Below are 13,722 nucleotides of genomic sequence, written 5' to 3'. Positions count from 1 at the left end.
TTAATGGTATCTGAGGTGGAAGGTTAATTTGAGCCACATTCGAGTCTCTGGCGCTCTAACTGCAATAGTCAGCTTTAGCCAGCGCCAGTTAACTTTTCTTATCAAGTTTAGAGTTGGTGTTTTTTGACACAAAAAACCGATCGAACAACGACATACAGTATGCACCCAGTAGTCACTAAATTTAGGTGCAAAAGACAGCTTTTATGTCGTTAGAGTAACAAGCCTGACTGACGCTTGCTGAGAACTTCCTCAAAATTGATAAGCAAAGATAACTTGGTGGAGACAGCCAAAGAATGAGCAGCGATACAGATCGATTAGAACTACAGCAACCACCTACGCCACAGTATACGGGTTGGCAAGCAGCGATCGCTCGTTTTTTTCAATTTGACCTGTATAGAACTAACTTTCGGATCGAGACTCTGGCAGGATTGACAACTTTTATGACGATGGCATACATCCTCGTCGTCAATCCCTTAATTTTGTCGGATGCGATTTTTCTACAGCAGCCAAAAGATTTATTCGCCGAACAAGTCTTTGCTACCGCAGTCTCAGCCGCAATTGGAACGCTGGTAATGGCATTTGTTGCCAACTATCCCTTTGCCCTCGCCCCTGGCATGGGATTAAACGCCTTTTTTGCTTATTCTGTCGTTTTAACCCTAAAAATCGATTGGCGTTTGGCACTAGCGGCTGTATTTGCCGAAGGATTGATTTTTATTGCCCTCACCCTTACCAACGTTCGCAGTCAAATTGTCAATGCCATTCCCATGTCGCTGAAAACAGCAACATCAGTAGGGATCGGTTTATTTATTGCCTATATTGGGATATCTGGCGATCCGAAAACTGGAGGTGCTGGGCTAATTATCGCCAGCGAAGTGACAAAAACAACCCTGGGTAGCTTCAGAGAACCTAATACTCTACTAGCTGTTGCCGGAATTATTATTACTACAGCTTTTTTAGTACGCCGCGTTAAGGGGGCATTACTCTGGGGGGTACTCGCCACCGCCTTACTCGGTTGGATTGTAGGTGTTACACCCCCGCCCAAAGGAATTTTTCAGATCCCTACCCTACCGACAGATCTGATCGGACAAGGCATTTTCGGTTTATCGCGATTGACTGCTAACAACTTCCTCGACTTTATCGCCATACTTTTAGTATTCTTATTCGTCGATATTTTTGACACCGTTGGTACTCTGTCTGGAGTCGGCATGAAGGCAGGGTACATTAAAGAGGATGGAAAACTACCGCGAGTCAATCAAGCACTGTTTGCCGATGCAGTAGGAACAACTGCTGGGGCGCTGATCGGTACGTCTACAGTCACTACATATGCAGAATCAGCCGCAGGCGTATCGGAAGGGGGGCGCACGGGCTTCACAGCTGCGATCGTAGGTGTATTATTTATCCTGGCGATCTTCTTAGTTCCTTTATTCGAGGCAATTCCCGCCTACGCTACTACACCAGCCCTAGTCATTACAGGCGTGTTAATGATGACAGGTGTATCAGATATTCGTTGGGGTGATGTAGCTGAAGCTGTTCCGGCATTTTTGACGATTTTGTTTATGCCCCTTGCCTACTCAATTGCCACTGGGTTGTCAGTTGGTTTTATCACCTATCCAATTGCCAAAGCACTGCAAGGCAAAGCCCACGAAGTTACGATCGCAACTTGGATTTTAGCCGCAGTTTTCATAATTCGATTTGTCTTTATGACATTGCGCTTCGGTACATCTGAATAAATTTCATATTTATATGTAGAGACGTTACATGTAACGTCTCTACACGCAACTACTAACTCTCTAAAGATGAATTCATTCTTTTGCCAGATTCCTAAAGCTGAGTTACACCTACATATTGAAGGTTCCCTCGAACCAGAAATGATGTTTGTATTAGCCGATCGCAACAATATTCAACTACCCTACAAATCGGTAGAAGAAATTCGTGCTGCTTACAACTTTCAAAACCTGCAATCATTTCTCGACCTTTATTATGCAGGAATGAGCGTGTTGCAGACAGAACAAGATTTTTACGATCTAACTTGGGCATACATGCAAAAAGCATCTGCTCAAAATGTGCGCCACGCTGAAATCTTTTTCGATCCTCAAGGTCATACTTCTAGAGGGGTTTCGTTTGAAACAGTTCATCGAGGAATTTATCGTGCATTACAGGAAGCAAAACAACAACTCGATATTTCTTCTTATTTGATTCTCTGTTTTCTACGACATTTAAGCGCAGAATCGGCAATGGAAGCTTTAGAACAAGCTTTACCTTATAAAGATACAATTCCAGCAGTAGGTTTGGATTCTTCAGAAGTAGGAAATCCACCTTCAAAATTCCAAAAAGTCTTTGATAAAGCCCGAGAAGAAGGATTTCTTACTGTTGCTCATGCGGGCGAGGAAGGACCACCAGAATATATTTGGGAAGCCATAAATCTTTTAGGCGTATCGCGTATCGATCACGGTGTACGCTGCATCGATGACCCAAAGTTATTAGAATATTTAATTGAAAAACAAATTCCTCTGACTGTCTGTCCGCTATCTAATATCAAACTTTGTGTTTTCGATTCGATGGCAAAGCACAACATTAAACAATTATTAGACATGGGATTGTGCGTGACAGTAAATTCTGACGATCCGTCTTATTTTGGCGGTTACGTGGCTGAGAATTTACAAGAAATAGAATCGGCTTTAAATTTGAGTAGGCAAGATATTTATAAATTGGTGAAAAATTCCTTTCAAGCAACGTTTTTGAGTGCGGAAGAGAAGCAGACTCGAATTACTGAATTAGATGAGTTTATGGTGAAATAGAAAAACTATGAATAAAAAACTCGTTCCACTCATTTCTCAGTCAGAAATAGCAGCAACTGTGCAGCGATTAGCGCGGGAGTTGGATCGAGATTATCAGAATAGGTTTCCAATTGTCATTGGTGTTTTGAAAGGATCGTTTATCTTTCTCGCCGATTTGATCCGGCAGATGCAAACTCCGATTTGTAATGTCGAACTGATCCGTTTATCTAGCTATGGTTGTTCTACCACTAGTTCGGGTGAAGTCAAGATGTTAATGGGTTTAACTGAAGGTGTTATTAACAACAAGGATGTCATTTTAGTTGAAGATATTGTCGATACTGGGTTGTCAACCTCAAAAGCAATAGAAATATTGAAAGCTGATAATCCATCCTCGCTCAAACTTTGTGCCTTACTCGATAAACCCTCACGCCGCAAAGTTCAAGTTGAAATCGATTATTTAGGAATTGAAATTCCCGATCGCTTTATTGTCGGTTACGGTATAGATATGGACGAAAAATATCGTCAACTACCAGCAATCTACGCGATTGAGGAGTAGATAAAAAGTAACTGTTCACTGATAACTGTGTGTAGCAATTGGCAGACAAATTGTAAAACAAGTCTTACCAGGCTGCGATGTAAATGTAATTGTTCCTTGGTGACGGTTCTCGACAATCCGCCGTACTGCATCTAAACCTAAACCCGAACCAGAACCTACAGGCTTTGTCGTATAGAAAGGCTCGAAAATACGCGATTGAATTTCTACAGGAATCCCAGCACCAGAATCGGCAATTTGTACCTGGATATAATCGCCATTTTGAGCGGTAGCTAATTCAATGACTCCTTTCCCCGCGTTAGCAAAGCTTATCGAAGATATCGCATCAACTGCATTATCAATTAAGTTCGTCCAAACTTGATTCAACTCGCTACCAAAAGCGAGAATTTTGGGCAAAGAGCGATCGTAATTCCGCTGAATTTCAATTCCTTGCTTGAATTTGTAAGCAAATAATTGCAATGTATCTTCAATTCCATCGTGAACGTCAACAATTTGTTGCGCGCCGCGATCCATGTAAGAATAAGATTTCATCGACTGGACGAGCTGAGAAATTCGCTGCGCTCCCCGCAAGCCACTCGAAACCGTACACATAACCTCAAAAGACAGCGCCAGCCAGCGCAACCCCATATCTTTTAATTCTGTCGGATCGTCCTTCCAGCGCTCCATCAGCTGGGTTAAAGTCTCTATATCTACATTTCCAGCTGCTAATGGTTCGGCGAGTTTCCAAGCATCTTCTACGCCATAGTTTTCTAACCACTCAAGCAATTGTTCCTCGCGATCGCTAAATTCAATGGGGTTCATGCGACGGTTGACAACCGCATCCCAACCATCGTCACGCACTTTGAGCCATTTTTCTGTATGTTCTACCTCTACTTGGCGCTGTCCGTAAACAAAATTCATCCGTTGGAGTTCGAGCAATGCTGGGGTGATATCTTGCAAAGCACGAATTACAGCTGCCGCAGGGTTGTTAAGTTCGTGTGCTAAGCCAGCCGCTAGCGTGCCTAGAGCCGCCATTTTCTCTCGATTTTGAATAAAAGACTCTAAACCGCGCAATCGTTTCTGTACGGCTCGAAATATTAAGCGCTCGAAGCCTCGACAACTATGTAGGAGGGTGCGAAAGTCATCGCCTGAGATTTCGTAGAGCCGACAATCAGAAAGAGCGCGTAATGTTACGGGGACTGGTTCATCGGTTAAGACTTGAATCTCGCCAAAAAAAGCAGGTGCTTGGTGCTGTCCGATCGGCATTTCGATCCCTTCGCTGATGCGGGTAATGCTCACCCGACCTGATAGCATGACATAAAATCCCCGTGGCGGATCTCCTTGTTTGACGAAGACTTCGCCGCTAGATAGCTCCATTTCTTGAGCGCGATCGCAAACCCAGTGAATCTGCTCTTGGGAAAGCTGTTGAAACAACTCCAGCGTTAACAGTTCGTCTACACATAGCATGGTTGAATCTTCTCCACGCGAGTCGTACTGTTACTGTATCTGAGGATTTATAAGCAAGGGAAGCATGGGAATAATGATTTATTTGCTGTATTGAAGGATACTTTCCGTGAAAGTTTTTGTCGATGAGATGCGATCGGAGTGACACAGGCGATCGCGTTGGGTAGATTCCTTGCATGAAAAATTATAGATATACTCTAGTTGTTTGCATCTGCTCGTGATGTCAACTCGATTGTTAGTTTAACCTTGCGGCTTGACTAACTAGATGGAGAAGAAAACAATGCCAGCAAGCGAGCCACAGCGACAGGAAGCGGAACGGGAACGGCAAAACGCCGAACAACATCGGCGCGAGTCGGAAGTAAAGCGAGAGATAAGTGCTGAGCAGCAGCAGCAAGCTGCATTGCACCAATATGCTGCCGAACAACAGCGCATCCAGTCGGAGAAAGACCGTCAGGCTTCTGAGGAGAGCCGAGAATTCGCGGAGGAGATGCGGCAGACCAAAGAGGCTATAAGGCAGCAGGCTGAAGAGGCGCGGCGTGTTGCGGAAGAGGCGCGACGTGCTGCGGAAGAGGCGCGGCGTGTTGCGGAAGAGGCGCGACGTGCTGCGGAAGAGGCACGACAGCAGGCTGCTGAAGCCCGTCGTATAGCGCAAGAGGCACAACGAGCAGCGGCAGAGGCACAAAGCATCGTGCAGGAGCAACGCGAAATATTAGCGGAGATGGCGCTGACTGCACAACAGTACCGAAAAGTAATGACACAATACGAAGAGTAGCTGAAGTTAACGCTAGTTTGGCAGCGCATAAATGTAAACGGATCTAGTCATTTAGAGCTTTGGTGAAAACTGAATCATGGCAATGCTCCTTTCCATGCTGGAAACTGCTTGCCGCAATCTTTACACAAATAACGCTGCTTGCCGTGGCGATGCCCGTTTTTAGATAGTCGTTCGGATTGGCAGTGAGGGCATTTCATTACTTTCATTACCTCGCCCTGCAATACCTCATCGCCAACATGAGGACTTAGGTAGGATACGAGTAGATCTTCAATCTGTTGGATGAGCTGCTGACTGTGAGTTTCGCTGCTGCGGAGAGCAATCAAAATTAATGTGTTGCTGCAATGAACGCAGACTTCGGCTAATAAGCTAGCTCTCTCGTCGCTTAAGGTAGGGTGGCGCTGTTTCAATAAACTAGCCATAAATGCGATCGCCTCTTGAGTCAAACTCTCGTCAATTGTTTGAAATATTTCTGGTGCGGTGAAAAATTGCACGAAAACAACACGAGATGTCGGTTGCTCGAATAGTTTGGCAACAGCGGCTACTAGCTGTTGAATCATCTGTCTCAGAGGTAACTGAATAATGCTAGGCGTGTTTACCTTAGCCCACATTGCTTTTACTCGTTCGACATGACGAATTTCTAGGGCGCGAAAGATAGCTGCTTTATCAGGAAAAAACTGGTAAAGCGAACCAACAGCTGTATTTGCCCGTGTTGCGATCGCATGGGTTGTAGCGGCTTCATAACCTACCTCAGCAAATACCTCAGCCGCAGCATCCAAAATTTTTTCTACCCTTTGCTTACCTCGTTGCTGTTTCGGTGAACGACGCATAGATTTTGTAGGTGACTCACCACCCTTGCTTGACAAACACGAACAATCCGTCATATTTTGAGAAAATACGAATAAACCGTCATATATTTTAGATCTTTAAGAGGTCAGTCTATGCATCCTATTCTTCCTGGTGCGCCGTGGTTGATTGCTCATCGCTCGATGCTAGGAGTTAATAAACCTCATAAAATTACTCTTAACGGTCGAGATTACGTACTGTGGCAAAATCAAAGAGGCGAAGTCTTTGGCTTAGATAATATTTGCCCTCACATGCAAGCCCCGCTCTCCGATGGCTGGATTTGTCGAGCGCGAGATACCATTACTTGTCCGTTTCACGCCCTAGAATTTGACACGCAAGGACAGTTGTACCGAGAGGAAACAGTAACTCAACCTTTGTTAGAAAAATTAGATTTGACGGTTATTGGCGATAATATCTGGACGTATGGGGGATGCGAGCCGAAAATTCCCATTCCCGAATTAATTGAAAGAATTACCCCTGGTTTTGAATTTGTTGGGATTGCTGGAAGTAAAAGCATTCAAGGTGATTTTTTAAGCAATATTTTAATTAATTACGATTACAATCATCAAAATGGTACGCATCGAGAAATATTCAAAATTAAAGCAATTGAGGTGAACGATTATCAAGAAAATGGTTACACTACTAAGCTTCTACAAAAAGTGACTAGAGATGACAACACATTCAAGGAACTTGCCAGTAATCCAGTGTTGTTCACCGTTCCCAAAACTTTTGTCAATCAATTTGAATATTCCTTTCCTTCTCTAACTTCATTTATTGCTACAATTCCTTCTGGTCAATTCATTCAAATTCATTCTTTATATCCTGAAACAGAAAATCGTACTAAGACATTTGTTTTAGTTTTTGCCAAAATTCAGAATTTAGTTTTAAAAATCTTATTAAAGAATTCGCTCCTCAAAGCAGTAGATGAAGTCATCCGCCAAGATACAGAAACAATCGAGAATTTATATCCCAGGCAAAAACCAAAAATCCGCCTGCCAAACGAAGAAATTATGTTTTACGCCCAAAAGCTATATCAAGAATGGTAAGCGATCGCCTTGTCAGTGCAGCCCGTGGAGCATCTAGGATAGTTTCAAAATTTGGGCGATCGCGTCATTGTGGCAAGAATAGAAAGAAGTGGTAAATTGTACTCGTTCCCTGCTGACACCTGAGACAAGCCAAACAGCTACAAAGTGGAACGTTAATTCACTACTCTATTGACACCTAGCCTTGAGTATTAAAACTTAGATGCGTCGTTGGATTTTGACTGGGGATAATGCTAAGCATTGGAAATCTCAGCTGCATAGCCGAGCCGATTGGTTATGGATTGGGGGACTGCTCTTGGCAGCACTACTTCTATATACTAAGAACTTGGGTGACTTACCGTTGCGAGACTGGGACGAAGGCACGGTGGCGCAAGTCGCAAGAGAAATATGGCGATCGCCTGCAAACTGGCTGCACCCAAAAACTATAGGCGGCGAACCTTATTTAAATAAGCCACCCCTCATGCATTGGCTCATAGCTCTCACCTATACAATTGGTGGGGTAAATGAGCAGACATCTCGTTTACCAGGGGCATTACTAACCGCGCTTGGTATACCAATTTTATACAGTATTGGACGAGAAATCTTTCACTATCGCCAGCCAGCAATTTTCTCGGCTTTAGTTTACCTAGTCATGCTACCCGTGCTACGTCACGGCAGGCTAGCAATGCTAGATGGTGCGATCGTCAGTTTTTTTCTATTTACAGTTTGGTGTTTGTTGCGATCGCGTCGCAATCTGCGCTACTGCTTGGGCGTAGGCATCGGTTTAGGACTGATTGGACTGACTAAGGGTATGGTAGGGTTGTTACTCGGAGCGATCGCCCTGTTATTTCTCTTTTGGGATACGCCCCGCTTGTTAGGTAGTTGGTATTTATGGGGTGGAATCGCGATCGGGAGCTTGCCTGTAGCAGCGTGGTATGCTGCTCAGTGGTGGCAATACGGACATCAGTTTACCGATCGCGCTGTCGTCGATCAGTCCCTCAGCCGGATTTGGCAAGCGGTAGAAAACCACCAACATCCCCCCTGGTTTTATTTGCTTGAAATTCTCAAATACTGCTTTCCCTGGTTAATCTTTTTACCTAGCGGTCTGCTTTATACCTGGAATCATCGCAACTGGAGGTGGGCAAAACTGATCTTAGTTTGGGGCGGAGGCTACTTGCTAGCAATTTCCTTAATGGGAACTAAACTGCCCTGGTATGTTTTACCAGTTTACCCCGCGATCGCTTTGGCTGTAGGAGTCCAATTGGCTCAGTTTTGGCAGCAACCCTATCCAGCTAAATATCCCCGCTACGCGATCGCATTTTTAACTTTACTAGCGGTGGCGACGTGGGCAGCCAGTTTCTACTACAGTCCTTGGAATACCGATCCCGACTGGGAATTACAGTGGATTTTGGCAGCAGTAGCAGGCACGATGACTTTCAGTGCTTGGCTAGCTGTGAGGGGAGATAGACAATTTATCGCCGTACTTATTTGGGGCATGTACGTTGCCCTGTTACTCTTCGTCACCTCTCGCCACTGGGTTTGGGAACTAGCAGAAGCCTACCAAGTCAAACCCGTAGCTGCTCTCATTCAAGCTCGCACACCTCCAAACCGAGAAATCTACACTTCCTTCGCCTATAATCGTCCTTCCTTAGATTTTTACAGCGATCGCCGCGTCATTAGTAGTAACTTCAACCAACTGCAACAACAGTGGCAGCAACCACATCCATATTTACTTCTAGATCGCCCTACCCTAGAACGTTTAAAGCTACCAGCGATCGAATCCCTCGGTCAAGCCTCTGGCTGGATGTTAGTTACAAGGGAGTAGGGAGCGCACGAGCGATCGAGCAGGGAGCAGAGGAGCAGAGGGGCAATTACCAATTACCAATTACCAATTACCAATTACCCACACCCTGTTCGCCGATAACTGACTCAATTTGCTATTTCCTTCACATCTTCTACCAATCTGTCCCAGGGAGATTGTTGTTTGTTGAGGCTATCTAGACTGAAGATACTAATCCCTAACAAAAAGATACTACCCGCCGTTAAGACTGCTACAGGACGTTTGAGCGAACCAAGGTCGCGGATGATTCTTGCCCAAGGTCGGCTTTGACGACGCAGCGCGTGCGCTACCATAACTTGTTTTAAGCATTGGGGATCGCGCACGTAATGACCGCTCCAACTGACAACTAATTTTTCTTGACAATTAGGACAGGTAAAAAGCCCACGATTGCCTTTGATTGGCTTGAGCTGTTCGGTACGTTGACAAATCGGGCAAGTGAGAGAGTGGTTTCCAGTGTGAGTGTTCATCAGCGATAACCTAATGCGTCGAACCTGGGGAGCGTGAGAAATTGTTGGCATAAGCAATGTAAAACTGCTAATTCCAACTAATAAAGCGATCGCGATCGAACCAAACTAAAAATTTAGCTTTTGTTCACAAGAGATAACGAGGACTGGCGGATGCAAACCACGGCAATAGGCAGCTCCTGCCAAATCTTTTTGACAAAACTGGTAGAAGTATATACCAGCCGCTCTGATATTAGCCCCTATCTTTGAGAGTATTCGGGGCTTTACGAGTTTCTTCACGCCTAGAGCGTTCGATTACGTGAATCTATAAATTTTTATTTTTTCTATCTTAAACGCTAATTCAATATATCGTCTGATTTTATATGCATACTGAAAATAGTTAAGCTACAAGCTAGATGGTGTTTGTTGTCATTTGTCATTTGTGAGTGGCTAGCCACCAGCTCTCGTTGCTACCAACTCATATCGCCACTACTCACTACTCACTTTACTCTAGTCATTTGTCATTTGCGGTTGCCTATGACGAACGCGAGCGGATTAGGGATTGCTAATTAGCTCCCAACCTACATTTAAGCACTCTTATAACTCTTTTTCGAGCGCGATCGCACTTGCTTAGCAAAGCTTCTTAAACGATCGCAACTATCTACTTGTCTGGCTTCAGAAAAATCGCTGAGAATGAGTAATAGTAGATTGTGAAAAAAATTTAACTTTATTTTTCGTTTTTTATCTCTAAATGACCGATCGTTCCCTGTCTGAGGTGAGTCAGCCACAATCTGGCGGGCTTGCTGCTCCTTCTAACCCTATTGCCCACATTCTCAATCGCTTTCAGCCTTCTCCAGAAGCCGTTGTCTTACTTCTAGCGGTCTTGATTGGCGGCGGTACGGGTATGGGTGTGGTGACATTTCACTATTTAATCGAACTCGTTCACTACGTTGCTTTTGTTAATTTGATGGGGACGCTCTCCGCTTGGGGTGCGTGGACAATTGCTCTGGTTCCAACTCTGGGCGGATTCATTGTCGGATTGATGCTGACGCGCAGGCAAGATTTCGGTCCTGGGCTGTCTTCTTTAATTGCTGCGGCTTCTGGTAGTGCCACGCGACATGCTATTTTGCAGCGGCTTCAGCCTGTAACCAAGATGGTAGCTGCTTCTGTATCTTTGGGTAGTGGTGCTTCGCTCGGTCCTGAAGGTCCCAGCGTCGAAGTTGGAGCTAATTTTGGCGTGTTACTCGCTCACGTTCTACAAGTCTCGCAAGAACGCCAGCGTCTACTTTTAGGTGCAGGGGCAGCAGCAGGTTTGGCAGCGGGTTTCAATGCTCCCATTGCGGGAGTATTTTTTGCTCTAGAAGTGGTGTTGGGAACGACATTTGCGAATTCGGCTGTCAGCGTCGTCTTGCTAGCAGCGGTTGTATCGGCGCTGGTTGCCCAAATTGGTTTGGGAGGACAGCCAGCTTTTGCTTTACCTGTATACGAGGTTCGCAGCCCCTTAGAGTTACCGCTCTATGTCGGCTTGGGAATAGCTGCTAGCATTATTTCAATCGCCTACACTCAATTACTCCTTTGGGGACGAGCCTGTTTTCGCGGACAAGTTAAAGGTTTTGCTTGGCTGGGTCGCGTTCCCTTGCCAATGCATCCGGTGATTGGTGGTGCTTGTGTCGGCTTGGTGGCGTTGCTCTATCCGCAGATTTTAGGCATTGGATACGAAACCATAGAAGCTATGCTTCAGGATGTTGAGTTTTCTTTGCTGCTATTGTTAATTCTGCTGGTGCTGAAGCTAGTAACCACGGCGATTAGTATGGGCAGCGGTTTGGTTGGCGGGGTTTTTGCTCCAGCTATGTTTCTCGGTGCTTCGTTGGGAGCAGCATATGGCAAAATTTTAGCGGCACTGCTACCACAAATTGGCATGTATATGGCTGGTCCGCCAGCTTACGCGATGGTGGGAATGGCAGCTGTACTAGCTGGAAGTGCTAAAGCTCCTTTAACAGCAATTCTATTATTGTTTGAATTGACGCGCGACTATCGCATTGTTTTACCGTTGATGGCGGCGGTTGGCTTAAGTGTCTGGTTAGTAGAACGGCTGAAAAAAAGCGTAACTCCTGAATCTAGCGCCAATTTACAACAGTTGAATTTGAATTTAGTTGGGGACGAAGATCGAGAAATTGTGCAGCAAATATTGGTAAGAGAAGCAATTTACGAATCGCCTCTCATGTTGCCAGATTCTATGTCTGTCTCTCAAGCAGGTTTATCCATGACTAACGCTCATTGTCGTAGTGCTTTGGTGGTCAATCCCGAACTGCAACTACTAGGAATTGTGACTTTAGAAGATATTAATCGGGCGATCGCAACTTGGGAAAATGCTGATGCTCAATTGGTCGATATTTGCACGACCGATTTACTTTATGCTTACACGGATGAACCTTTATCTGAGGCTCTATCTCGAATGGGAGCCAGGGGGTTACATCAGTTACCAATTGTCGATCGAGATCAGCCAGAACAAGTTTTAGGCTTGCTCGAACGGGAACAAATTGCTTTAACTTGTAAACTAGCAACAACTCGCAAAGCGCTTCATCCTTATCTCAAAGTTTCACTACCTGTAGAAGAATTAGCGTTGCCAAAAAGTGAGTAATGGCTAGTGGCTAGCGAGTAGTAGATTTAATCGTCAACGTCCTGTCAATCGCAAATTGAACTTGCGATCGAAAATATAGTGGCGGGCTTTATCAGTTCTAGTCAGGAAACCTTAACAATAAATTGCTTGCCTCTGGTGGCAAGTTTGTTAAGCTGCGTTTCTCCAATGGGAACTCGATAAGTACCCGCCTAAGTAACTCAATAAAGTTATCGCACTCTTACAAGTCGAACAGCTTAGTTTTTCACCCGCTAGCTTTACTTTCGGGTGAGAAACTAACTCTGCAACTCTCAAAAAGCGCTTTTCTAGCAAAACTTGAGGTACTGTTTGCTGCTGATAAAATTGAGCTTGAAGTCTGACGAAATAGCAGATCGATTTGGATGCGATCGCGTCCCCTAAATCTCAAGCTGTAGCCTCTACGTCTTCTTTTGCTCCATCTATTTGCTTGAGATGAATGTGTTTTTTCCCTAGAGTGATGACAAATTCATCTCCTTGTTGTAGACCCATTTGCTTCGTATATGCCGAACCAATTAGCAAATTACCGTTCGATTGAACGCTAATGCGGTAGCTGGCACTACGTCCGCCACGCCCATTTGAGTTGGAAGTGCTATCTAATTCAATGCCTTCCGCATCTATTAGCGCGTTGAGAAACTTCATCATATTGACACGCTCTACACCATTTTTGGTAGTCGTGTAGTAGCCGCATTCCTTTGCCTTTTCTTCTTTACTCAGGCTATCTAGCTCTTTGACTTTCTTGAGCAGTGCTTCTCCGGCTAGAGGCTCGATCTTTTTCTTTTTATTCATCAACTTAGTTCTGTTTTAACTGGAGCAGGTGGTTTACAGTTTTGATTGTCAGCTAACTGAAGCTATGATTTAGTTTAATTTAGCTTTATATCAGCTTAGCTAACTATAATACACTGATTATAGTAATTCTTTCAGCTTTTCGATCTTAATTTTGAAATTTTTTTTGATTGAAAATAGTATGAATCATCCTAATAACTGTCCGAACTTTGTCAATCCCCGATCCAATCGAATCATCCCCAGGAAATAGCATCGGCAAAAACTGACTGAAGTACTGTTGGTTGTGTGGTAGCGATCGCGATCGTCATCTTCGGGAAAATTTATTCGTTCGGGAACGAGTGACTTCGTCTATTTATCTACCCTCAGTAGGTAATTAAACTGAAAAATTGCTCTCCCCCAAAAGACAACTACGTGATTTTTGCTGCACGCATCAATGTGTAAAGTAATTTTCTCTAAATATAAAAAGAGTGGGCGATAGAAGTCAAAAGTCAAAAGCCAAAAGTCAAAAGTCTCCAAGCCGCAAGTTGCAAGTTGCAAGTCGCAATTAATGACTCATCACTCACTGATAACTGATAACTGAGAAATGATAA

General features: G+C 44.4%; 11 protein-coding genes. 7 read left to right on the top strand and 4 right to left on the bottom strand.

What is annotated here, in order from left to right; all coding sequences use genetic code 11:
• The first annotated feature begins 293 nt into the window (after positions 1 to 293).
• The 3 genes from DSM107010_RS19580 (at position 294) to hpt (ending at position 3,333) form a co-directional block, all read left to right on the top strand.
• Positions 294 to 1,730 carry an NCS2 family permease gene (locus DSM107010_RS19580; RefSeq protein ID WP_015156912.1) on the top strand — a complete coding sequence of 479 codons (1,437 nt, stop codon included), beginning with the start codon at positions 294 to 296 and terminating at the stop codon, positions 1,728 to 1,730.
• 66 nt (positions 1,731 to 1,796) lie between these two features.
• Complete coding sequence (locus DSM107010_RS19575; protein ID WP_106166196.1) at positions 1,797 to 2,798, top strand: adenosine deaminase; 1,002 nt, start codon at positions 1,797 to 1,799, stop codon at positions 2,796 to 2,798.
• A 7-nt stretch (positions 2,799 to 2,805) separates the two neighbouring features.
• Positions 2,806 to 3,333 (top strand): hypoxanthine phosphoribosyltransferase, encoded by a 528-nt coding sequence (gene hpt, locus DSM107010_RS19570; protein ID WP_106166197.1) that lies wholly within the window; start codon positions 2,806 to 2,808, stop codon positions 3,331 to 3,333.
• A 15-nt stretch (positions 3,334 to 3,348) separates the two neighbouring features.
• Here the strand turns inward: hpt and DSM107010_RS19565 are convergent, their stop codons facing one another.
• Positions 3,349 to 4,776 (bottom strand): sensor histidine kinase, encoded by a 1,428-nt coding sequence (locus tag DSM107010_RS19565; RefSeq protein WP_106166198.1) that lies wholly within the window; start codon positions 4,774 to 4,776, stop codon positions 3,349 to 3,351.
• Positions 4,777 to 5,053: 277 nt separating this feature from the next.
• Here DSM107010_RS19565 and DSM107010_RS19560 point away from each other — a divergent pair, with 277 nt between their 5' ends.
• Positions 5,054 to 5,545 (top strand): hypothetical protein, encoded by a 492-nt coding sequence (locus DSM107010_RS19560; RefSeq protein ID WP_127023669.1) that lies wholly within the window; start codon positions 5,054 to 5,056, stop codon positions 5,543 to 5,545.
• A 74-nt stretch (positions 5,546 to 5,619) separates the two neighbouring features.
• Here the strand turns inward: DSM107010_RS19560 and DSM107010_RS19555 are convergent, their stop codons facing one another.
• Positions 5,620 to 6,372, bottom strand: coding sequence for a TetR/AcrR family transcriptional regulator (locus DSM107010_RS19555; RefSeq protein WP_181246281.1), 753 nt, complete (start codon positions 6,370 to 6,372; stop codon positions 5,620 to 5,622).
• A 111-nt stretch (positions 6,373 to 6,483) separates the two neighbouring features.
• Between DSM107010_RS19555 and DSM107010_RS19550 the strand changes: the two genes are divergently transcribed.
• The gene (locus DSM107010_RS19550) at positions 6,484 to 7,434 is read left to right on the top strand and encodes a Rieske 2Fe-2S domain-containing protein (protein WP_127023666.1); all 951 of its coding nucleotides are present in this window, start codon (positions 6,484 to 6,486) and stop codon (positions 7,432 to 7,434) included.
• 199 nt (positions 7,435 to 7,633) lie between these two features.
• Positions 7,634 to 9,235, top strand: a complete 1,602-nt coding sequence (locus tag DSM107010_RS19545) for an ArnT family glycosyltransferase (protein ID WP_106166201.1) — start codon at positions 7,634 to 7,636, stop codon at positions 9,233 to 9,235.
• A 104-nt stretch (positions 9,236 to 9,339) separates the two neighbouring features.
• Here DSM107010_RS19545 and DSM107010_RS19540 read toward each other — a convergent pair whose 3' ends face one another.
• Entirely contained in the window at positions 9,340 to 9,717 is a 378-nt protein-coding gene (locus DSM107010_RS19540; protein WP_041463490.1) for an RING finger protein, read from the bottom strand.
• A 727-nt stretch (positions 9,718 to 10,444) separates the two neighbouring features.
• On the opposite strand from DSM107010_RS19540, the gene DSM107010_RS19535 reads away from it, so the two are divergent.
• On the top strand, positions 10,445 to 12,334 hold the full coding sequence (locus DSM107010_RS19535; RefSeq protein ID WP_106166202.1) for a chloride channel protein: 1,890 nt from the start codon (positions 10,445 to 10,447) through the stop codon (positions 12,332 to 12,334).
• A gap of 399 nt (positions 12,335 to 12,733) precedes the next feature.
• On the opposite strand, the gene DSM107010_RS19530 is transcribed toward DSM107010_RS19535, so the two are convergent.
• The gene (locus DSM107010_RS19530) at positions 12,734 to 13,135 is read right to left on the bottom strand and encodes an AbrB family transcriptional regulator (protein WP_015156902.1); all 402 of its coding nucleotides are present in this window, start codon (positions 13,133 to 13,135) and stop codon (positions 12,734 to 12,736) included.
• Positions 13,136 to 13,722 lie beyond the last annotated feature (587 nt).

This window comes from Chroococcidiopsis cubana SAG 39.79 (genome assembly GCF_003991895.1).
GTDB classification, from domain to species: Bacteria; Cyanobacteriota; Cyanobacteriia; order Cyanobacteriales; family Chroococcidiopsidaceae; genus Chroococcidiopsis; species Chroococcidiopsis thermalis.
The sequence above is the reverse complement of the archived record's forward strand: the minus strand, read 5'-3'. Positions and strand labels throughout refer to the sequence as shown.

What these genes read in the sequence shown, in the direction of transcription:
- DSM107010_RS19540 (WP_041463490.1), bottom strand. Translation starts at nt 9,717, where the DNA reads ATGAACACTCACACTGGAAACCACTCTCTCACTTGCCCGATTTGTCAA.
- DSM107010_RS19550 (WP_127023666.1), top strand. Translation starts at nt 6,484, where the DNA reads ATGCATCCTATTCTTCCTGGTGCGCCGTGGTTGATTGCTCATCGCTCG.
- DSM107010_RS19575 (WP_106166196.1), top strand. Translation starts at nt 1,797, where the DNA reads ATGAATTCATTCTTTTGCCAGATTCCTAAAGCTGAGTTACACCTACAT.
- DSM107010_RS19530 (WP_015156902.1), bottom strand. Translation starts at nt 13,135, where the DNA reads ATGAATAAAAAGAAAAAGATCGAGCCTCTAGCCGGAGAAGCACTGCTC.
- hpt (WP_106166197.1), top strand. Translation starts at nt 2,806, where the DNA reads ATGAATAAAAAACTCGTTCCACTCATTTCTCAGTCAGAAATAGCAGCA.
- DSM107010_RS19545 (WP_106166201.1), top strand. Translation starts at nt 7,634, where the DNA reads ATGCGTCGTTGGATTTTGACTGGGGATAATGCTAAGCATTGGAAATCT.
- DSM107010_RS19535 (WP_106166202.1), top strand. Translation starts at nt 10,445, where the DNA reads ATGACCGATCGTTCCCTGTCTGAGGTGAGTCAGCCACAATCTGGCGGG.
- DSM107010_RS19560 (WP_127023669.1), top strand. Translation starts at nt 5,054, where the DNA reads ATGCCAGCAAGCGAGCCACAGCGACAGGAAGCGGAACGGGAACGGCAA.
- DSM107010_RS19580 (WP_015156912.1), top strand. Translation starts at nt 294, where the DNA reads ATGAGCAGCGATACAGATCGATTAGAACTACAGCAACCACCTACGCCA.
- DSM107010_RS19555 (WP_181246281.1), bottom strand. Translation starts at nt 6,372, where the DNA reads ATGCGTCGTTCACCGAAACAGCAACGAGGTAAGCAAAGGGTAGAAAAA.
- DSM107010_RS19565 (WP_106166198.1), bottom strand. Translation starts at nt 4,776, where the DNA reads ATGCTATGTGTAGACGAACTGTTAACGCTGGAGTTGTTTCAACAGCTT.